We start from the raw sequence: 19,001 nt of genomic DNA on the forward strand, positions 1-19,001 counted from the left end.
GCTTAGCTTAGTGCGCGGCAGGGGCTTTCGCTTTGCCATCGGTGTGGTAGTCCACCTGCCAGTGCTTGATCCCGTTGAGCCAGCCCGACCGCAGGCGTTCGGGCTTGCCGATGGACTCGAGGTCGGGGATGCCGTCGGCGATCGCGTTGAACATCAGGTCGATCGTCATGCGTGCCAGGTTCGCCCCGATGCAGTAGTGGGCGCCGGTTCCGCCGAACCCGACGTGCGGGTTGGGATCGCGCAGGATGTTGAACGTGAACGGATCGTCGAAGACGTCCTCGTCGAAATTGGCTGAGCGGTAGACCATTACGACCCGCTGACCCTTTTTGATCCGCACACCGGACAGTTCGTAGTCCTCGAGCGCGGTGCGCTGAAACGAGGTGACCGGGGTGGCCCACCGGACGATCTCGTCGGCGGCGGTGCCGGGGCGCTCCTTCTTGAACAGCTCCCATTGGTCGGGAAAGTCGGTGAAGGCCATCATGCCCTGGGTGATGGAGTTGCGGGTGGTCTCGTTTCCGGCCACCGCCAACAGGATCACGAAAAAGCCGAATTCATCGTCGGAAAGCTTGTGCCCGTCGATGTCGGCCTGGACCAGCTTGGTGACGAGGTCTTCCCCCGGATTCTTCGTCCGCTCGGCCGCCATCTGCATGCCGTACATGATGAGTTCGACCGAGGCGGTGATGGCGTCGTTGTTGGCGAATTCGGGGTCCTGGTCGCCGACCATCTCGTTGGACCAGTGGAACAGTTTCTTGCGTTCTTCCTGCGGCACACCCATCAACCCGGCGATGGCCTGCAGCGGCAGTTCACACGACACCTGCTCGACGAAGTCGCCGCGGCCCTCGGCGGCCGCTTGCTCGACGATGTGGCGGGCCCGCTCGGCGAGGTCTTCGCGCAGGCGCTCGATGGCCCGGGGCGTAAACGCCCGCGAAATGATCTTGCGCAGCCGGGTGTGCTGCGGCGCATCCATGTTGAGCAGGACGAACTTGCCGCGCTCGATCTGCTCGCCGACCGTGCCGTCCTTGTAGCGCGGCAGCGCGGTCTTCTGCAGGCTGGAGAACACGTCACTGCGCAGCGAGACCTCTTTGACGTCCTTGTGCTTGGACACCACCCAGAAGCCGCCGTCGTCGAACCCGCCGGCACCGATCGGTTGTTCGTTCCACCAGATCGGCGCCGTGCGGCGCAGCTCGGCCAGTTCTTCGACCGGCAATCGCTCGGCGTGGATGTCCGGATCGGTGAAGTCGAAGCCTGGAGGCAGATTGGGGACCGGCTTGGTGCTGGGCTCGACGGTTGACATGGCGCACTCCTCGATACGAAGTCGTCTAGGCGTCCTTGTGCAAGGAAACCATTGCCGGACCACGGTTGGGAAGCATTGACGCAAGATCGTCGGGGGCGAATTGGAACGTGTTCCGCGGGTGCGCTTTGTCGGCCACGGTCGTGCGCCGGCGGGGATCGCGGCCGAGCGCCGAAACCGTCTTGTGGCCCGCGGCTCGACCGATATGCTTTGGTGCAGGTCACCGGCGACGACAGGCGGGGTGGAACATGATTCGGGAATTGCTGAGCGCCGCTTCGATAGCGGGCATCACGATCGGCATGGCGCCGTGCGCGGCGGCCGACCCGCATTACGACGGCGACGTCCCGGGCATGAATTATCAAGCTTCGCTGGGCGCCCCGTGCGACAACTACGAGCGCTTCATCTTCGGACGAGGGCCCAGCGGCCAGGCCGAGGCCTGTCACTTCCCGCCGCCGAACCAGTTCCCGGCGGCCACCACCGGGTACTGGGTCGCTTCCTATCCGCTCTACGGGGTCCAGCAGACCGGCGCGAAATGCCCGGGCTCGCAAGCGGCGGCGCAGACTCCGGACGGGCTTCCCATGCTGTGCCTGGGGGAGCAGGGATGGCAGCCCGGATGGTTTACCGGCGCAGGGTTTTTCCCGCCCTCCGACTGATCGGTACGACAATGAAGCGTGGTGAGCAAGGCGCGTCGCCCGTGCCACGCTGGCTGCGTTTCGTCCTGGCCTCGGATCGCGCCGGGTCGGCGTGGTACATCGGCACCGGATTCTTCTTCGCGCCCGTGCTGGCCGTGTTTTCGCCGTGGCCCGCGGTCACCGCCGTGTTGTGGGGCGTCATCGCGGTGGCAGGGCTGTGGTTGGGGCTGCTGGGCATCGCGATGGCCATCGGTCTGGCCCGAATACTGCGCTCGGGGGCCGAAATTCCCGAAGACTACTGGCGCACCCTCGTGCACTACTGAAGCCCACCGCCGCCGAGAAATGGGGCCTCGTCCCGTCTAGAGTTCAGGGCAACGAACCTGCGACAAAGGAGACTCGAGTGGCCTTCAATCCCAAAGATGCGGTCGACGCGGCGAGGGACATCGCGACCAACGCCGTCGAGAAAGCCTCCGACATCGTCGAGCACGCCAGCGACATCATCCGGGGTGACCTTGCCGGCGGTGCCAGCGGAATCGTTCAGAATTCCATCGACATCGGCACGTACGCCCTGGACCGGACGAAGGAAGTGTTCACCGGCCGGCAGGACGTCGACGACGTCTAGCCCCGCCGGCCGGGCAAGCCCCGCCGTCAGACGGAGGCGGCCTCGTTGAGCTCGTCGAGCCTGTTGGTCGCTTCCAGGTACTCCTGCACCCAGCGCTCGATGACCGTCGACGTCTTCTCCACCTTGGTAAACTGCCCGACGACCTGACCGACCGGGTTGAACGCGACATCGACGGATTCGTTCGGGTACCTGTTCGTGGCACGAACCGCCATGCCGGACACCATGTATTGCAACGGCATTCCGAGGGGCTTCGGGTTCTCCGGGGCCTCCCACGCCTCGGTCCAGTCGTTGCGCAGCATGCGGGCCGGCTTGCCGGTGAACGACCGGCTGCGGACGGTGTCGCGGCTGCCCGCCTTGACGTAGGCCTCCTGCTGGACCGGGGTGTTCGAGGATTCCTCGACCATCAGCCACTGCGATCCGGTCCACGCGCCCTGTGCGCCCAGCGCCAGCGCGGCCGCGATCTGCTCGCCGCTGCCGATGCCGCCGGCGGCCAGCACCGGAACCGGGGCGACCTCCTTGACGACCTGCGGCCACAGCACGATCGAGCCCACCTCGCCGCAGTGCCCGCCGGCCTCGCCGCCCTGCGCGATGATGATGTCGACGCCCGCGTCCGCGTGCTTGCGGGCCTGCGAGGGGGAGCCGCACAGCGCGGCCACCTTGAGTCCGGCCTCGTGGATGTGCTTGATCATGTCGGCCGGCGGGGTGCCCAGCGCGTTGGCGATCATCTTCACCTTCGGGTGCTTGAGCGCCACCTCGACCTGGGGTGTGGCCGTCGCCTCGGTCCAGCCGAGCAGCTGCAGGGTGTCGCCGTCGCTGTCCTCGACCGGCACGCCGTGGTCGGCGAGGATCTTCTTCCCGAAGTCAAGGTGCTCCTGGGGCACCATCTTGCGCAGCGTCTCGGCCAGCTCCTCCGCGGACAGGTGCGAGTCCATGCCCTCGTACTTGTTGGGGATGACGATGTCGACGCCGTAGGGGTGGTCGCCGATGTTCTCGTCGATCCATTTGAGCTCGATCTCGAGCTGCTCAGGCGTGAAGCCGACGGCCCCGAGCACGCCGAACCCCCCGGCCTTGCTGACCGCCACGACGACGTCGCGGCAGTGGGTAAAGGCGAAGATCGGGAACTCGATGCCGAGTTCGTCGCAAATAGGGGTGTGCATTACAACTCCTGGGATGCTCGCCGAATTGGAACGTGTTCTAGTTTAGTACGGACGTCACTGACGTGGCCAGCGGGTCCTGAGCTGCGCCCCATCACTACGGGCCGTCGCCGCCGAGCGGGCCGCGACGCCGTTCGGCCTGCCACCGCCTTTGATCCCTTGATCCCGCACCGAGCGACCGGGTAGCGTAGTGCTGCCAATTACGAAACTACGCGTAGCGTAATTGGCTTCCAAACCACCGAGAGGATCGGCTTGATGCGCAGCCGCTACGCCGGCGATCCCTTCACCACGTCCACGCCCGAGATCGCCGCCGCCCTAGAGGATGTCAGCATCCCGACGCTGCTGCTCTCCCTCGTCCACATCACCGGCGACCCCCGATTCATCCGCGACTACAAGCAGATGGGCATCTTCCTCAACGAGGTCCAGGGGTTCATGTCGGAGGAGGACAAGGCGCGGGCCCGCGCCGAGGCGCTGACGGTGATCACCGAGTATCGGGATCGCGGCTGCCCCGAACCGGCGCCGCTGAGCCCGGAGCTCATCAGGGAAATGATGGATTGGGCGGCGTGTGAGCACGTTCCCGACGACTATCTGTCCCTGGTTTCCGAAGAACTGGACCTCGACGGGGTCGACCCCCGGCGGCCGGCCGCGTTGCCGGCAGAGCGCGCGGCGCAGCTTCCGGTTCTGGTCGTCGGGTGCGGCGAATCCGGCATCCTTGCCGGCGTGCGCCTCAAGCAGGCCAACATTCCGTTCACCATCGTCGAGAAGAACGCCGGCCCGGGCGGAACATGGTGGGAGAACCGCTATCCCGGCGCCCGTGTCGACGTCGCGAACCATTTCTATTGCTACAGCTTCGCACCCAACAACGACTGGACCCATTTCTTCGCCGAGCAAAACGAGCTGCAGGACTATTTCACCAAGGTCATCGACGAACACGACCTGGCCGACCGGATACGTTGGCAGACCGAGGTTCTCGCGGCCGAATGGGACGACGACGACGGCACCTGGACCGTGTCGCTGCGATCGGCCGACGGCCGCAGGTCGACCCTGCGCGCACGCGCGCTCATCACGGCGGTGGGCCAGCTGAACAGGCCCAACATTCCCGAATTCGCCGGAGCACAGACTTTCCGGGGCCCGTCGTTTCACTCGGCGGCCTGGGATCACTCGGTGGACCTCAAAGGCAAGCGGGTCGCGCTCGTCGGCGCAGGCGCCAGCGGGTTCCAGATCGCGCCCGCCATCGCCGAGGAGGTCGAGCGCCTGACGGTGTTCCAGCGGACCGCGCAGTGGATGTTCCCGAACCCGATGTATCACGACGAGGTCGGCGACGGTGTGCGCTGGGCGATGCGCCACCTGCCGTTCTACGGCCGGTGGTATCGCTTCCTGGTGCTATGGCCCGGCTCGGACAAGGGCCTCGACGCCGCCGAGGGCGACCCGAACTACGCCGATCAGGACCACGCCGTCAGCGACATCAACGCCGGCGCGCACATGATGTTCTCCCAGTGGATCACCAGCCAGGTCGGCGAAGACTCGCCGTTGTTGGCCAAGGTGTTGCCGGACTATCCCGCCTGCGGCAAGCGCACGCTGCAGGACAACGGCAGCTGGCTGAAAACGCTGCAGCGCGACAACGTCGAGTTGGTGCGCACACCGATCGACCGGATCACGCCGCAGGGCATCGTCACCGAAGACGGAGTGGCGCACGACGTCGACGTCATCGTCTACGCAACGGGGTTCCGGCACACCGACGTGCTGTGGCCGCTGAAGATCACCGGCCGCAACGGCGTCGACCTGCACAAGATGTGGGGGAGCAGGCCGTATGCCTACCTCGGGATCACCGTCCCGCAGTTCCCGAACTTCTTCATCGTCTACGGGCCCGGAACCCACCTGGCCCACGGGGGCAGCCTGATCTTCCAGTCCGAGCTGCAGATGCGCTACATCGACCAATGCCTGGCGCGCCTGGCCGACGCCGATGTGCACTCGGTCGAGCCGAAACCCGACGCCGCCACGGACTGGCACCGGCGGACGCAGACCCAGATCAAAAAGATGGTGTGGTCACACCCGGCGGTCAAGCACTCGTATTTCAAGAACGCCGACGGCGAGATTCACACCGTCAGCCCGTGGCGCCTCAACGAGTACTGGTCGGCGGTGCGTGAACCAGACTGGCCACAATTTGTAGTGCGCCAGAAAGATCAAGCGCGACAAGGGAAGTGAGCACACCGATATGCGCACGGTAGTCGTCGATGGGCCCCGCAGCATCCGGGTCGACACCCGCCCCGACCCAACGCTGCCGGGCCCGGACGGAGCGATCGTCGAGGTGACCGCCGCCGGAATCTGCGGCTCGGATCTGCACTTCTACGAGGCCGACTTCCCGATGCCCGATCCCATCGCGCTCGGCCACGAAGCCATCGGCACGGTGGTGGACGCCGGGCCGCAGGTGCGCAACGTCAAGGTCGGCGATCGGGTCATGGTGTCGTCGGTCGCCGGCTGCGGCGCGTGCGCGGGGTGCGCCACCCGCGATCCGGTCATGTGCCACTCCGGCTTTCAGATCTTCGGCGGTGGAGTGCTCGGTGGCGCGCAGGCCGATCTGCTCGCGGTGCCCGCCGCCGATTTCCAGCTCCTGAAGATGCCCGAGGGCATCAGCACCGAGCAGGCGCTGCTACTCACCGACAATCTCGCCACCGGCTGGGCCGCGGCACAGCGCGCCGACATTCCGTTCGGCGGGACCGTGGCGGTGATCGGCCTCGGAGCGGTCGGCCTGTGCTCGCTGCGCAGCGCGCTTTTTCAGGGCGCGGCAACGGTTTTCGCCGTCGATCAGGTCGACGGCCGGTTACAGCGCGCCGCGCGGTGGGGGGCGACGCCCGTCAAGGCGCCGGCGCTCGAGGAGATCCTCGCCGCCACTGGCGGCCGCGGCGTCGACGCGGTGATCGACGCCGTCGCCACCGACGCATCCCTGACCGAGGCGCTCAACGCCGTCCGGGCGGGCGGAACCGTCTCGGTCGTCGGTGTGCACGACATGAATCCGTTTCCGCTCAACGCGCTGGGCTGCCTGATCCGCAGCATCACGTTGCGGATGACCACCGCGCCGGTGCAGCGAACCTGGCCGGAATTGATCCCGCTGCTGCAGTCCGGCCGCCTCGATGTCGACGGCATCTTCACCACGACAATGCCTTTGGACGACGCGGCCAAGGGCTATGCGACCGCGGAATCGCGCTCCGGCGACGATGTGAAGATCCTGTTGCAGCCCTAGGCCTTCACCGGGTGGCGGTGATGTATTGGGACCGCATGAAACTGTCGATCTTGACGTCGACCTCCGGTGGGGTCATGCCGTAACCGGCTTGCAAATCGAGCGTGTTGCGGACGGGTTCGACGGCCCACCCGTGCGCGGTCAGCCACTCCGCGGGATCGGATTGCGGTTCGTACGTCAGAGCCGAAAAGTCAACGTTGCCCGACACGTTGACCCCCGGGTGATCCGCCTCCAAGGCGTGGAGCTGGTCATGGTCCAGCCGCGACCCCAGCGCGCCGATCGCGATCCGGCTGCCCGGCGCGCTGAGCCCGCTGATCCGGGTGAACAGCGCGTGTTGCGCCTCGTCGGTCAGGTAGGGCAGCAACCCCTCCACCGACCAGGCGCTCGGGCTCTCGACATCGAACCCGGCCGCCTCTAAGGGCCGCGACCAGTCGGTGCGCAGATCGGCGGCGACCTCGATCCGGTTCGCCTTCGGCGCGGCACCCTGCTCGTCGAGCACACGCGCCTTGAACTCGAGGACCTTCGGCAAGTCGACCTCGAAGACCCTTGTGCCGTCGGGCCATTCAAGGCGGAACGCCCGCGAATCCAGGCCGGCGGCGACGATCACCGCCTGGCGTATGCCCGCCTGGCCGGCGCCGACGAAGAAGTCGTCGAAGAACCGGGTCTGCACGCCATACAGCCGCGGAAAGGCCGTCTCGTCCTCGGTGCTGCCCGGGTTCGCAAGCACCCCCGCCAGATACGGGTCCCGCGAGGCGGCGATGAAGACCTTCGCGTATTCGTCGCGCACCAGCGGCTGCGGGCCCACGGCGTGCAGGGCACGCCATCCCGCCACGAGCAGCGCGGTGTAGCCGACGCTGCTGACGATGTCCCAGTTGTCGTCGTCGGAGCGGAGCGATCCGAATTCAGGTGTCGTGCCCACGGGGCCAACGTACCCTTCAGAGTTCGAGCAGCACCGTGACCGGGCCGTCGTTGACCAACTCGACCTGCATGTTCGCGCCGAACACCCCGGTCTGTACCTCGGCGCCCAGCCGCTGCAGCGTCGCGGCGAACTCCGCCACCAGCGGCTCGGCCACCGGCCCGGGGGCGGCCGCATTCCACGACGGGCGCCGGCCCTTGGCGGTGTCGGCGTACAGGGTGAACTGACTGATGACCAGGATGGGGGCTCGTGCGTCGGCCGCGGACCGCTCCTCGGCGAGGATCCTTAGGTTCCAGAGCTTTTCGGCGAGCCGGCGGGCCTTGTCGCGATCGTCGGTGTGGGTGACGCCGACGAATGCCAACAGCCCTTGGCCATCCGACCGGATCGCTCCCACCACCGCGCCGTCGACCGTCACCGTCGCCGACGAGACCCGTTGCACCAACACCCGCATGGGCCTCGATGGTGCCAGACCGGCCGGGGCGGGGGTGGGTACGCTCGACAGGGTGTCCGTGCTCGTCGCGTTTTCCGTCACCCCGATGGGGGTGGGCGAGGGTGTAGGCGAGATCGTCGCCGAGGCGGTTCGGGTGGTTCGCGAGTCCAGCCTGCCCAACAAGACCGACTCGATGTTCACGGTGATCGAGGGCGACACGTGGGAGCAGGTCATGGCGGTGGTGCAGCGCGCCGTCGAGGCCGTGGCGGCCCGGGCGCCGCGGGTGAGCACGGTGATCAAGGCCGATTGGCGCACCGGGGCCAGCGACGCTATGACGCAGAAGGTTGCCTCCGTCGAGCGCTACCTTTCCGAGAGCTAGGCCCGCAGCGCGGCCCGAAACGCTTGCTCCGCCGCGTCGCCGTGCACGGCGAACACCACCTTGCGCAGCGAGTCCGGCTGGTGCCGCCGGACGGTGTCGACCATCAGCCGGGCGGCCTGGTCGAGCGGGAACCCGCCGACACCGGTGCCGAAGGCCACCAGCCCCAGCGTGCGGCAGCCGAGCTCGTCGGCCTTGCGCAATGTCGAAGCCGTGGCGGCGCCGATGATCTCGGCCGAGGTCGGCCCACCGAGTTCCATGGTCGCCGCGTGGATGACGTAGCGCGCGGGCATGTCGCCGGCGGTGGTCTCGATCGCTTCGCCGAGCCCGATCGGCGCCTTCTCGGTCGATTCGCGCTGCACGTCGGGCCCGCCCGCGCGCGAGATGGCCGCGGCGACGCCGCCACCGTGCCGCAGCTGCGTGTTGGCGGCGTTGGCGATCGCGTCCACGTCGAGCTTGGTCACGTCGGCCGCAAGCACCTCTAACTCGATCATCGGCTCATTGTCCCGCAGGCCCATGCGTAGGCTCATGGCGGTGAGCGCACGTGCAGGCATCGTTGTCACCGGAACCGAGGTCCTCACCGGACGCGTCCAAGACGCCAACGGCCCCTGGATCGCCGATCGCCTCCTGGAGCTGGGCGTCGAGCTCGCGCACATCACGATCTGCGGCGACCGGCCCGCCGACATCGAAGCCCAGCTGCGGTTTCTCGCCGATCAAGGCGTGGACCTGATCGTCACCAGCGGCGGCCTGGGGCCCACGGCCGACGACATGACCGTCGAGGTGGTGGCGCGCTTCTGCGGGCGCGAGCTGGTGTTGGATGCCGAGGTCGAAGAGAAGATCGCGAACATCCTCAAGAAGCTGATGGGGCGCAATCCCGCGTTCCAATCCGCCTTGGACCCCGGCACTTTCGAGTCGCTGCGCGCCGCCAACCGCAAGCAGGCCATGGTCCCGGCCGGGGCGCAGGTGCTCGATCCGGTCGGCACCGCACCGGGTGTCGTGGTGCCGGGCAAGCCCGCGGTGATCGTGCTCCCGGGACCCCCGCGCGAGCTGCAGCCGATGTGGCACACGGCCATCCAGACACCGGCGGCGCAGGACGCGATCGCCGGCCGGACCATTTATCGGCAGGAGATGTTGCGGATGTTCGGGCTGCCCGAGTCGGGGCTGGCCGAGACGCTGCGCGACGCCGAAAAGACCGTGCCCGGCTTCGACCGCCTCGAGATCACCACCTGCCTGCGGCGCGGGGAGATCGAAATGGTCACCCGCTACGAGCCGGACTCCGCCGACGCGTACACGCAACTGACGAAGCTGCTGCGCGAGAGGCACGGGCATCAGCTGTACTCCGAAGACGGCTCGCGTGTCGACGATCTGGTCGCGCAGCTTCTCACCGGGCACCGGATCGCGACGGCGGAGTCGTGCACCGCGGGACTGCTGGCGGCGCGGCTGACCGATCGGCCCGGATCGTCGGACTACGTGGCCGGCGGGGTGGTGTCCTATTCGAACGAGGCGAAAGCGGAGGTGCTCGGCGTCGACCCGGCGCTGATCGAGGTGCACGGCGCGGTATCGGAGCCGGTGGCCGAGGCCATGGCCGCGGGCGCGCTGCAACGCTTCGGCGCCGACACCGCGGTCGCGATCACCGGGATCGCCGGACCGGGCGGGGGCACGGAAGACAAGCCGGTCGGGACGGTCTGCTTCAGCGTGAAGGTGGCGGGCGGTCGCACGGACACTCGCACCCTGCGCCTTCCGGGCAACCGGTCCGATATCCGGGAACGCTCGACGACGGTGGCCATGCACCTGCTGCGGCGCCTGCTGGCCGACGCCGACTAGCTTTTACGTCGCTTCCGTTGCGAGAAAAGAACTTTCCGTCGTGCCGAAGCGGATTCCCGTCGCGTCCTTTCCGATCAGCGTCAGGACCACCACGGCGGCCAGCACCGGCACGATCGTGGCCGCCAAGGCGAACGGGTAGCCATGGGATTCGGCGAGACGTTCCTGAATCGGTAAGTTGAACGCCGCCAACAGGTTTCCGAGTTGGTAGGTCACACCGGGGTAGAGGCCGCGGATGGCGTCCGGCGACATCTCCGTGAGGTGGGCGGGAATCACGCCCCACGCGCCCTGCACGAAGAGCTGCATCAAGAACGAGCCCAGGCACAGCATGGCCGCGCCGCGTGAGTATGCGAACAGCGGCACGATCGGCAGCGCCAGAACCGCACAGAAGACGACCGTGTAGCGCCTGCTCAGTCGTTGCGACAGCGTTCCGAAGACGAGCCCTCCGATGATGGCGCCGACGTTGTAGGCCACCACGATCCACCTGACCGTCGTGCTCGACAACCCGGCCCCCTGGTTGGCGTGCGCGCCGAGGAAGGTGGGGTAGACGTCCTGCGTGCCGTGGCTCATCCAGTTGAAGGCCGTCATCAGCAACGCCAGGTAGATGAAGCGCCGGATGATCGCGCCGCTGCGCAGCACGTCGCGGATTCTGGTGCTGGTGAGCCTCATCCGGTCTTGGGCGGCCTCCCACACCTCGGATTCCTCCACCCGGTAGCGAATGATCAAGCTGATCAGTGCGGGAACGATGCTCAGGCCGAACAACCAGCGCCACGAGAGCTCGAGCCAATCCATCACCACCAGTGCGGCCACGCTGGCCAGCAGGTAGCCGAACGCGTAACCCTCCTGCAGCAGCCCGGAGAAAAATCCGCGTCGCTGGACCGGAACCTTCTCCATGGCCAGCGCGGCACCGAGCCCCCATTCCCCGCCCATGCCGATGCCGTACAGCAGGCGCAGGATCACGAGCACCGTGAAGTTGGGTGCGAACGCGCACAGGAACCCGACCACGGAGTAGAACATGACGTCGACCATCAGGGGGAGCCGACGGCCGACGCGGTCGGCCCACAGCCCGAACAGCAACGCGCCGACGGGACGCATGATCAGGGTGGCGGTGGTGACGAACGCGACCTCGGCCTTGCTGTGGTGGAACGTCTTTGCGATGTCGGCGTAGACGAGCACCACGATGAAGTAGTCGAAGGCGTCCATCGTCCAGCCCAACAGGGCGGCGATGAAGGAGTTTCGCTGGTCGGCGGTCAACTTCTGTCGAGGGCTCTGTGTGGTCACGTCAGCATCGTGGCGTACCGAGCGCGTCGGCGCGACCTGTTTCGCCGCCCGTCGTGCGGGAGTAAGTTCCGGATGCATGCGGATCATCGATGCCGACGGCCATGTCGCCGAAAATTCGTCACTGGCAGTCGAAGCGATCAAGCGGTGGCCGGACCACGTCAGACCCGGCAGGCATGGGCGGCTCGGGTTGACCCTCGAAGGACGCAACTACCCCGAGGACCGCGGTCCGGGCGCGGGCTGCCCGCCCGAACACGGGATCAGTAGCGCGGCCGATATCAACTGCCGGTCGGCCGAAGGCGTGCTGGGTGACGCCGACCGCGATCACATCGACACGATGGTGCTCTATCCCAGCCTTGGCCTGTGCGCGCCGAGTCTCGAGGATCCCGAATTCGCGGCCGGATTCGCTCGCCTCTACAACGAGTGGATCGCCGATTACTGCGCCGCTTCGAACGGGCGGCTCCGCGGCGTCGCGGTGACTCCGATAGAACATGGCCGGCTGGCGATCGATGTCATGACCGAAGCCAAAGACCTTGGGCTGGTGGCGACTTTGGTGCCGCCGGCGCTCAAGACACGCAACCTCGACCACCCCGACCTCGACCCGTTCTATGCCGCCGCCGTCGAACTCGGGATGCCGCTGGGGGTGCATGGGGCGCCCGGCATTCATCTGCCCAAGATCGGGGTAGACCGTTTCACGAATTACATTCAGGTGCACTGCATCAGCTTTCCGTTTGACCAGATGACGGCGATGACCGCGATGGTTTCCGGCGGCGTCTTCGAGCGCCATCCGGAGTTGCGGGTGGCCTTCCTCGAGGCGGGCGCGGGCTGGGTTCCGTTTTTTATCGATCGGCTGCACGAGCATTACGAGAAGCGTGGCGACTGGGTGGAGCGCGGCTGGCGTCGCGATCCGCACGAGTATCTGGCCGCCGGAAACATCTGGGTGACGTGTGAACCGGAGGAGCCGATTCTGCCCGGGGTGATCGACGTGCTGGGCGCCGATTTCATCATGTTCGCCAGCGACTATCCGCACTGGGACGGCGAGTGGCCAGAAAGCACCAAGCACCTGCGCACTCGCGCCGATATCAGCGAGGAGGCCCGCGAGAAGATCGGTGGGCGCAACGCGCAGCGCTTCTACAACCTGAACTAGCGGCGATCGCGAGCGCGGCGCAGCCGGGCGAAGCGGGTCGCCGCCATCGGAGCTAGCGGCGATCGCGAGCGCGGCGCAGCCGGGCGAGGCGGGTCGGCGCCATCGGAGCTAGCGGCGATCGCGAAGTGTTATGCCGCGCCGGGATTGTCGGCTTCGTCGTCGTCGTGTTCGTGGTGGAGGAGTTTTTCGGGGTGGTGGTAGGTGTTGGTGCGGGGTTGGCCGCGCTCGAGGTGGGGTGGGGGTTTCCATTCGGTCTCGCCGCGGGTGTTTTTGCGGGTGCTCCAGCCGCCGGGGTTGAGCATGCGGTGATGCGGGCCGCAAGCGAAGGTGAGCTGGTTGATGTCGGTGCTGTGACACTTGCTGTAGTCGGTGGTGTGGTGGACTTCGCAGTAGTAACCCGACACGGTGCAGCCCGGGGCGGTGCAGCCGCGGTCCTTGGCGTACAACACGATTCGCTGCCCCGGGGAAGCCAGCCGCTTGGTGTGATACAACGCCAGGGCCTTGCCCTTATCGAAAATCGCGAGGTAGTGATGGGCGTGGCGGCCGAGGCGGATCACCTCACTCATCGGCAGGATGGTGCCCCCGCCGGTCAGGGCTCGCCCGGCGGCGGCCTCCAACTCGGCCAGGGTGGTGGTGACGATGATGGAGGCCGGTAACCCGTTGTGCTGACCCAACTCCCCGGAGGCCAACAGCCCACGCAGCCCGGCCAGCAGGGCATCGTGGCCGCGCTGAGCAGCCGAGCGGGTATCACGGTCGATGGCCTCTTGGCTGGGCGTGCCATCGACACACGGGGTGTCGTCGAGCGGGTTGCACATGCCCGGGGTGCCGAGTTTGGCTTCCACGGCCTCGAAGGTGGCCCGTAGTTCGGGGGTGATCAGGCCCCGCAACTCCGACATGCCGTCGGCTTGTTGGCGGCCCAGGGTCACCCCGCGGCTACGGGCCCGGTCCTCATCGGTGAAAAGGCCGTCGGGATTGAGGCAATCTTCCAGGACGTGGGCCAGGCCGTCGAGTTCGTCGGGCCGGTGATAGGCGGCGTGGCCGGCCAGGTCGGCTTCGACGCGCTCGCGGGTCACCGGGTCGATCCAGCCGGGCAGGCGGTGAAAGAATCGGCGGATCACCGCCACATGGGCGGCGCCGAGTTCACCGCGGGCCTGGGCGGCGGCGGTGGCGGCCAACACCGGGGGCAAGGGTTCACCGGTCAGGCCGTGGCGCGGGCCCAGATCGGCGGCGTCTTTGACCCGCCGGCCGGCCTCGGTGTGGCTGATCCGCAGCCGGTCGGCGATCGCCTGATCCATCGGGCCGCCGAGTTCGTGGATGCTGGCTTGGCGGGCCAGGTGATTGATCAACGCATGCTCAGCCACCGGCAGCCGGCGGCGCGCCCTTTCGCAGCGCTCCAACAGCGCCAGGCACTCCCGAGGAGCCAGCGCATCAAAACTCAGCCCCGCCAGGCCCTCGATCGCGGCATCAAGCGCGTCGAAGGCCGCGCTGATCGCGTCCCGATCGATGATGCCGCCCGAACTCATACCGTCAAACTATCGAGGCCCACCGACACAAAACCCCGCATTGTGACCACAGAAACCACAGTGACACAAGGGAATTCAATATCCGTTTCCGATATCCGAAACCGCGCCCGCGTGTATGCGCGAGAGCCGACGGACGAAGCCGGTCACCCGGTCAGAACTCACCCGCGCCGATTTGCTTACCTTCCCGGCCGACCGGATGGCAGGATCTAGGCGCATGGGCCCATTTTTGGTGCGCGCCGCGCTGACCGGCTTTGCGTTGTGGATCGTCACCCTTTTCGTGCACGGCCTGAGTTTCGTGGGCGGCAGCACGAGGCTGGAACGGGTCGGCATCATCTTCGTCGTCGCCGTGATCTTCGGTCTGGTCAACGCATTTATCAAGCCGATCGTCCAGATCCTGTCGATCCCGCTCTACATCGTGACGCTCGGTCTGTTCCATGTCGTCATCAATGCTTTGATGCTCTGGATCACGGCGTGGATCACCGAGCACACCACGCACTGGGGGCTGCAGATCGACCACTTTTGGTGGACCGCCATCTGGGCGGCGATCGTCTTGTCGATCGTCAGTTGGTTGCTGTCGTTGATAATTCGCCGCACCGGCGCCTGAGATCATGGGCCGTCGGCCAGGGCCACCACGTCGCGCGCGCAGCCCCAGGACAGGGTGACGCCGTTGCTGCTGTGACCGTAGTTGTGGATGCAACGCGCCCGCCCGAGCGGTTCGGCCTCCACGCGCACCGACGGACGGTCGGGGCGCAGTCCGGTGATGACCTCGATCACCTCGGCGTCACCGAGTCGCGGCTCGATTCGTCGGCAGCGCTGCAGGATGCGTTCGGTCACGTCGGGTTCCGCGGTCGTGTCCCAGCGACCGGGGATGCTGATTCCGCCGCACACCACCCGTTGTGGATGCGGGAAGAAACAGGTCCACTCGGGGCCGTCGTTCAATTCCAGAAACAGTTGCTGCAGACCGGGATTGGTCAGCACCACGTGCTGGCCGAAGAGCGGCCGCACGGTGTGGTCGTCGATGAGCGCGCCCGCGGCGAGACCAGTGCAGTTGACGACGATGTCAGCGGTGTCGGCGGCCTCGGCCAGGGATCGAACGGGGTGTTCTTCGATCTCGCAGCCGGCCGCCGCGAGCCGCCGGGTCAGATAGTCGAGGTAGTGCGGCATGTCGATCATCGGCACGGTGGCGCGAAATCCGGTGCCGAAACCCGGCGGAACGTCGGCCGGGTCGGCGGGCCGCAGGTCGGGGATCAGCGCGGCCGCCGATGACATCGCCTCGGTCGCGATCAACTCGCCGACGGCCAGCGCCGGCGCCAGCAACACACCCGAGTCGGGATCGCGGGCGAGATCACGGAACACCTCTAGAGAGTGCTCGGTCCAGCGCAGCGTATCGCCGGCGCGTTCCGCGGGCCGCGGGGGTGCCCACACGGCGCCCGCCACCGCCGAAGTCGTTCGCTTGGGCATCGTGTCCGCCCAGACCCGCACCGGCCAGCCCGCCTCGGCCAGGCAGATGGCCGACGTCAACCCGCTGACGCCAGCCCCTACCACGACGATCTGGTGCGTACTGGCCACGGCGCCGGCGGGGGATCAGGAATGCGCGGCTTGTGGGGCTACCGGAGTTGCGGGCGCGGCCGCCGGGGCTTGCGGGGCCGCCGGTGCTTGCGAGGCCGGCGCCGGTGCAGGTGCGGGCGCTTGCGGAGCGGGCGACGGTTGCGGGGGCCGCTGTGCGTTTCCGCCCAACAGACCGTTGAGGATGCCGAGCGTGCCCTGCACGCCCGCGGGCGGCGTTTGTGACGGCGGAACGGCGTCCGGGGTCAGCTGCCAGGGTTGGCAGCCCGAGGTCTTGAAGGCTTTGTCACCCGGGTCGATCTGCACGACCTGCGCCTTCTTGGTCATGGCGTTGTCGATGAGCGCGCCGTCGGGGTTGCCGGTCCGTTTCCAGTAGCACGTGCCGTTGCCGACGGGGCCACCGGAGCTGTAGATGCCCGGGACGATGTCGGTCCCCACGGCGTAAATGCCGTCCTTGTCGATGCTGGTCTTCGGCCCCGGCGGGGCGGGTGCCGGCGAAGCTCCGGGCGACGCCGCCGGTGCGGGTGCTGCCGAAGGCGCTGGTGTCGGTGCCGGCGACGCGGCCGGTGCGGGTGCCGCCGAAGGCGCCGGTGCCGGTGCCGGCGACGCGGCCGGGCCCGGGGCGGGCCCCCGTGTCTCGTCCGGATCGGCGCTGGCAACGACCGTCGAAGTGGCCAACCCCGCGACCATCAAACCCGCGGCGGCCAGTCGCGCCGCAGTAGCTACTCCACCCATAGAAATCGAGGGTACCGGGGCCAAGTACCTAATTCATGTCGTTGTGAAATGAACCCGGCAGCAAAGAACGGCTAGACGAGACGCCGGACCCGGCCCGCGCGGGCGAGCGCATGCTCGTACGTCTCGAGGTTGTCACGGGAAATCTTCGCGTAGACCGGGCGTTCGAGGAGGAAGCGCAGCACGGGGTTGTAGGCGCGATACGTCTCGTGGAACGTCAGCACGGTGGTGCCGTCGGGCTGCTCCTCGAGCTGGTGATACCCCTCGGCGCGCGACCACAGCGGCGCGCCGACGGCCACGTAACGCGACAGCTTGTCGATCTCGGCTTCGGTCACGGTTTCCCAGGAACGCGCCCGGCCGCCGGTGAGCAGGTATTTGGGCACTTCGAAGACACACGTGCGGACCAGGCCCTCACCGGCCTCGTTGCCCTCGTTGAGGATTTCCATGCTGCCGGTCGGCCACTCGAGCACCCGGGGGCGCGGGGCGTTCGGCGGGGCCGGCGGATGCAGCGCCCGCCAGACCTTCCGCGGCGGAGCGTCGATGTGGAATCGCACGGTGTAGGACTGCATCAGCCTTCCCCCCAGCCATCCCAGAACGTGATGGTCGCCGCCGGCGGGCGTGCGGCCGGCCGGAAGTCGGTGCCGATCGTGTACGCGACGGGGAACAGCGCGGCCTGCGTGACGGTGGGTGGGATGCCCAGCAGCTCGGCCACCTCGCGCTCCTTGAACAGGTGCATCGTCGTCCACACCGATCCCAGCCCGCGCGAGCGGAGCGCCAGCAGAAAGCTCCAGCCGGCCGGGATGATCGACGCCCACGCCGCGGCAGCGATGCCCGGTTCCGCGGTGTCGATGCGCTGGTTAAGGCAGGGGATGACGTGCACCGGGACTTGCCCGAGCGTTTCGGTCAAGCTCATCGCGCTCCGGTACACCCGCTGCGTCTGCGGATCCGTCGCGTTGTCGGCCGCGTACGCCAGGTACTGCGCGCCGATGCTGCGGTAGATCTCGGCGATGGCCGCGCGTTTGTCGGGGTCCGTGATCACCAGCCAGCGCCAATCCTGCGTGTTGCTCGCCGTGGGCGCCTGCATCGCCAGCTGGATGCACTCCAGGATCACGTCGCGGCCGACCGGCCGGGTGAGGTCGAGCCGTTTGCGCACCGACCGGGTGGTGCTCAGCAGTTCGTCGACGGTGGCGATGTCCATGGGATCCTTAGATGTGTCGGCGGGGGTGGTTAAAGGTGCGGCCCATCATCGCGACGTGAAGTTGAGGTGTCGAGCTGAGCAAACCAGACCCCGAGCTCGGCTGTCTAGGCCCTCGCCCGCCGATTGAGGATGTGTGCGGCCTCGGCGACCATGTCGGCGACGATGTCAGCGGCGGGACGGACGTCGCGAACGCGTCCCACGCCTTCGCCGGTCAGGATCGCCGCGGTATCGAAATCCTCTGCGGCAACGGCTTTTTCGTAGTCGGCGACCGCTTGGGGTAGCTGGGCCGTCAGCTCGGGTTCGCGACCGTGCCAGGTGGCGAGGAACGCGTTGCCCAGCGCCCGCGCGTCGTATCCGGCGGGCCAATCGAGGCGGCGCACAACGTCATAGACCCGGGTGCGCACGGTGTCGTCGCCACAGGCCGCGACGGCCCGCCGCTGCGCACGCGGTGACACCAATGCCTCCGGCGACGCCCACAACCTGCTACCCACGACCGCGCCGTCGGCGCCCAGCGCCAGCGCGGCCGCCAATCCGCGGCCGTCGACGACGCCGCCGGCGGCCGCCACCAGCGTGTCGGGTGAGCGTTCGGCCACGAAATCGACCACCTCGGGCACCAATGTGAACGTCGTCCGCCCGCTCATTCCATGTCCGCCGGCTTCGCTGCCCTGCGCGACGATGACCTCCGCCCCGGCGTCCACGGCCCGGCGCGCCTGGTCGAGGTTTTGCACCTGAGCGATGAGCGGGACGCCCGCCGCGTGGATGCGATCGGCGAACGGCCGTAAGTCGCCGAAGGACAACATGATCGCCGCGGGTTGGTGGGCGAGCGCGATGTCGAGCGCCCGCGGGTTGCCCGCCAGGCTCCAGGTGATGAACCCGCATCCGATCCGGGCGCTGTCGGCGTTGTCGAATTCGCGCTGCAGCCATTCGGGATCGCCGTAGCCCCCGCCGAGCAGGCCCAGGCCGCCCGCCCCGGTCACCGCCGCCGCGAGCCGACCCCCGGAGACCAGGGCCATCGGCGCGAGCAGGACGGGCTGCTCGATACCGAAGAATTCCGTCAGGCGGGTCCGCAACGGCACG

At 67.7% G+C, this 19,001-nt stretch carries 20 protein-coding genes and 2 pseudogenes; 9 read left to right on the plus strand and 13 right to left on the minus strand.

Annotation, left to right across the window (positions count from 1 at the left end):
• Nucleotides 1-7 precede the first annotated feature (7 nt).
• The gene (locus QGN31_RS13775; protein WP_014382588.1) at nt 8-1,294 is read right to left on the minus strand and encodes a cytochrome P450; all 1,287 of its coding nucleotides are present in this window, start codon (nt 1,292-1,294) and stop codon (nt 8-10) included.
• 245 nt (nt 1,295-1,539) lie between these two features.
• Here QGN31_RS13775 and QGN31_RS13780 point away from each other — a divergent pair, with 245 nt between their 5' ends.
• The 3 genes from QGN31_RS13780 (at nt 1,540) to QGN31_RS13790 (ending at nt 2,545) form a co-directional block, all read left to right on the plus strand.
• Nucleotides 1,540-1,944, plus strand: a complete 405-nt coding sequence (locus QGN31_RS13780) for a hypothetical protein (RefSeq protein ID WP_008256836.1) — start codon at nt 1,540-1,542, stop codon at nt 1,942-1,944.
• Between the two features lie 11 nt (nt 1,945-1,955).
• Entirely contained in the window at nt 1,956-2,246 is a 291-nt protein-coding gene (locus tag QGN31_RS13785; RefSeq protein WP_008256835.1) for a hypothetical protein, read from the plus strand.
• Nucleotides 2,247-2,323: 77 nt separating this feature from the next.
• Nucleotides 2,324-2,545, plus strand: coding sequence for an Rv1893 family protein (locus QGN31_RS13790; protein WP_008256834.1), 222 nt, complete (start codon nt 2,324-2,326; stop codon nt 2,543-2,545).
• Nucleotides 2,546-2,571: 26 nt separating this feature from the next.
• Here QGN31_RS13790 and QGN31_RS13795 read toward each other — a convergent pair whose 3' ends face one another.
• Nucleotides 2,572-3,702: a nitronate monooxygenase gene (locus QGN31_RS13795; protein WP_014384719.1), complete on the minus strand. Its 1,131-nt coding sequence runs from the start codon at nt 3,700-3,702 to the stop codon at nt 2,572-2,574.
• Between the two features lie 252 nt (nt 3,703-3,954).
• Here QGN31_RS13795 and QGN31_RS13800 point away from each other — a divergent pair, with 252 nt between their 5' ends.
• Both QGN31_RS13800 and QGN31_RS13805 read left to right on the plus strand, forming a co-directional pair.
• Nucleotides 3,955-5,904, plus strand: coding sequence for a flavin-containing monooxygenase (locus QGN31_RS13800; RefSeq protein ID WP_202348989.1), 1,950 nt, complete (start codon nt 3,955-3,957; stop codon nt 5,902-5,904).
• 10 nt (nt 5,905-5,914) lie between these two features.
• The gene (locus QGN31_RS13805; RefSeq protein ID WP_036459054.1) at nt 5,915-6,940 is read left to right on the plus strand and encodes an alcohol dehydrogenase catalytic domain-containing protein; all 1,026 of its coding nucleotides are present in this window, start codon (nt 5,915-5,917) and stop codon (nt 6,938-6,940) included.
• A 4-nt stretch (nt 6,941-6,944) separates the two neighbouring features.
• Here the strand turns inward: QGN31_RS13805 and QGN31_RS13810 are convergent, their stop codons facing one another.
• Complete coding sequence (locus tag QGN31_RS13810) at nt 6,945-7,856, minus strand: class I SAM-dependent methyltransferase (protein WP_136245343.1); 912 nt, start codon at nt 7,854-7,856, stop codon at nt 6,945-6,947.
• Between the two features lie 16 nt (nt 7,857-7,872).
• Complete coding sequence (gene dtd / locus QGN31_RS13815) at nt 7,873-8,304, minus strand: D-aminoacyl-tRNA deacylase (RefSeq protein WP_136245344.1); 432 nt, start codon at nt 8,302-8,304, stop codon at nt 7,873-7,875.
• Between the two features lie 52 nt (nt 8,305-8,356).
• On the opposite strand from dtd, the gene QGN31_RS13820 reads away from it, so the two are divergent.
• Nucleotides 8,357-8,662 carry an MTH1187 family thiamine-binding protein gene (locus QGN31_RS13820; protein ID WP_136245345.1) on the plus strand — a complete coding sequence of 102 codons (306 nt, stop codon included), beginning with the start codon at nt 8,357-8,359 and terminating at the stop codon, nt 8,660-8,662.
• Here the strand turns inward: QGN31_RS13820 and QGN31_RS13825 are convergent.
• The gene (locus QGN31_RS13825) at nt 8,659-9,153 is read right to left on the minus strand and encodes a macro domain-containing protein (RefSeq protein ID WP_179293464.1); all 495 of its coding nucleotides are present in this window, start codon (nt 9,151-9,153) and stop codon (nt 8,659-8,661) included. The two genes, QGN31_RS13820 and QGN31_RS13825, sit on opposite strands and share 4 nt — an antisense overlap.
• 34 nt (nt 9,154-9,187) lie before the next feature.
• Here QGN31_RS13825 and QGN31_RS13830 point away from each other — a divergent pair, with 34 nt between their 5' ends.
• A complete protein-coding gene (locus QGN31_RS13830; RefSeq protein WP_014382581.1) occupies nt 9,188-10,483 on the plus strand; it encodes a competence/damage-inducible protein A in 1,296 nt (431 codons plus the stop codon).
• A gap of 3 nt (nt 10,484-10,486) precedes the next feature.
• On the opposite strand, the gene QGN31_RS13835 is transcribed toward QGN31_RS13830, so the two are convergent.
• Complete coding sequence (locus QGN31_RS13835; protein WP_407937426.1) at nt 10,487-11,683, minus strand: MFS transporter; 1,197 nt, start codon at nt 11,681-11,683, stop codon at nt 10,487-10,489.
• A 154-nt stretch (nt 11,684-11,837) separates the two neighbouring features.
• On the opposite strand from QGN31_RS13835, the gene QGN31_RS13840 reads away from it, so the two are divergent.
• Nucleotides 11,838-12,905, plus strand: coding sequence for an amidohydrolase family protein (locus tag QGN31_RS13840; protein WP_064892902.1), 1,068 nt, complete (start codon nt 11,838-11,840; stop codon nt 12,903-12,905).
• Here the strand turns inward: QGN31_RS13840 and QGN31_RS26355 are convergent.
• Together QGN31_RS26355 and QGN31_RS13845 are read right to left on the minus strand one after the other, a co-directional pair.
• Nucleotides 12,846-13,024: pseudogene (locus QGN31_RS26355) on the minus strand (gamma-glutamyl-gamma-aminobutyrate hydrolase family protein); the annotation flags it as partial. The gene QGN31_RS13840 and the pseudogene QGN31_RS26355 sit on opposite strands and share 60 nt — an antisense overlap.
• 9 nt (nt 13,025-13,033) lie before the next feature.
• Nucleotides 13,034-14,428: an HNH endonuclease signature motif containing protein gene (locus tag QGN31_RS13845; RefSeq protein ID WP_202348988.1), complete on the minus strand. Its 1,395-nt coding sequence runs from the start codon at nt 14,426-14,428 to the stop codon at nt 13,034-13,036.
• 214 nt (nt 14,429-14,642) lie between these two features.
• Between QGN31_RS13845 and QGN31_RS13850 the strand changes: the two genes are divergently transcribed.
• Entirely contained in the window at nt 14,643-15,032 is a 390-nt protein-coding gene (locus QGN31_RS13850) for a phage holin family protein (RefSeq protein ID WP_008256813.1), read from the plus strand.
• A gap of 2 nt (nt 15,033-15,034) precedes the next feature.
• Here QGN31_RS13850 and QGN31_RS13855 read toward each other — a convergent pair whose 3' ends face one another.
• The 5 genes and pseudogenes from QGN31_RS13855 to QGN31_RS13875 all read right to left on the minus strand — a co-directional run bounded on the left by QGN31_RS13855 (nt 15,035) and on the right by QGN31_RS13875 (nt 19,000).
• Nucleotides 15,035-15,997 carry an FAD-dependent oxidoreductase gene (locus tag QGN31_RS13855; RefSeq protein ID WP_036459048.1) on the minus strand — a complete coding sequence of 321 codons (963 nt, stop codon included), beginning with the start codon at nt 15,995-15,997 and terminating at the stop codon, nt 15,035-15,037.
• 135 nt (nt 15,998-16,132) lie between these two features.
• Nucleotides 16,133-16,702 (minus strand): annotated as a pseudogene (locus tag QGN31_RS13860) (hypothetical protein); the annotation flags it as partial.
• A gap of 98 nt (nt 16,703-16,800) precedes the next feature.
• On the minus strand, nt 16,801-17,295 hold the full coding sequence (locus QGN31_RS13865) for an SRPBCC family protein (RefSeq protein WP_009955988.1): 495 nt from the start codon (nt 17,293-17,295) through the stop codon (nt 16,801-16,803).
• Nucleotides 17,295-17,924, minus strand: a complete 630-nt coding sequence (locus tag QGN31_RS13870; protein WP_009955986.1) for a nitroreductase family protein — start codon at nt 17,922-17,924, stop codon at nt 17,295-17,297. Before QGN31_RS13870 ends, QGN31_RS13865 begins: the two co-directional genes overlap by 1 nt.
• A 104-nt stretch (nt 17,925-18,028) precedes the next feature.
• On the minus strand, nt 18,029-19,000 hold the full coding sequence (locus tag QGN31_RS13875) for an NAD(P)H-dependent flavin oxidoreductase (protein WP_197748743.1): 972 nt from the start codon (nt 18,998-19,000) through the stop codon (nt 18,029-18,031).
• Nucleotide 19,001 lies beyond the last annotated feature (1 nt).

This window comes from Mycobacterium sp. 2-64, from assembly GCF_035918375.1.
Taxonomy (GTDB): Bacteria; Actinomycetota; Actinomycetes; order Mycobacteriales; family Mycobacteriaceae; genus Mycobacterium; species Mycobacterium intracellulare.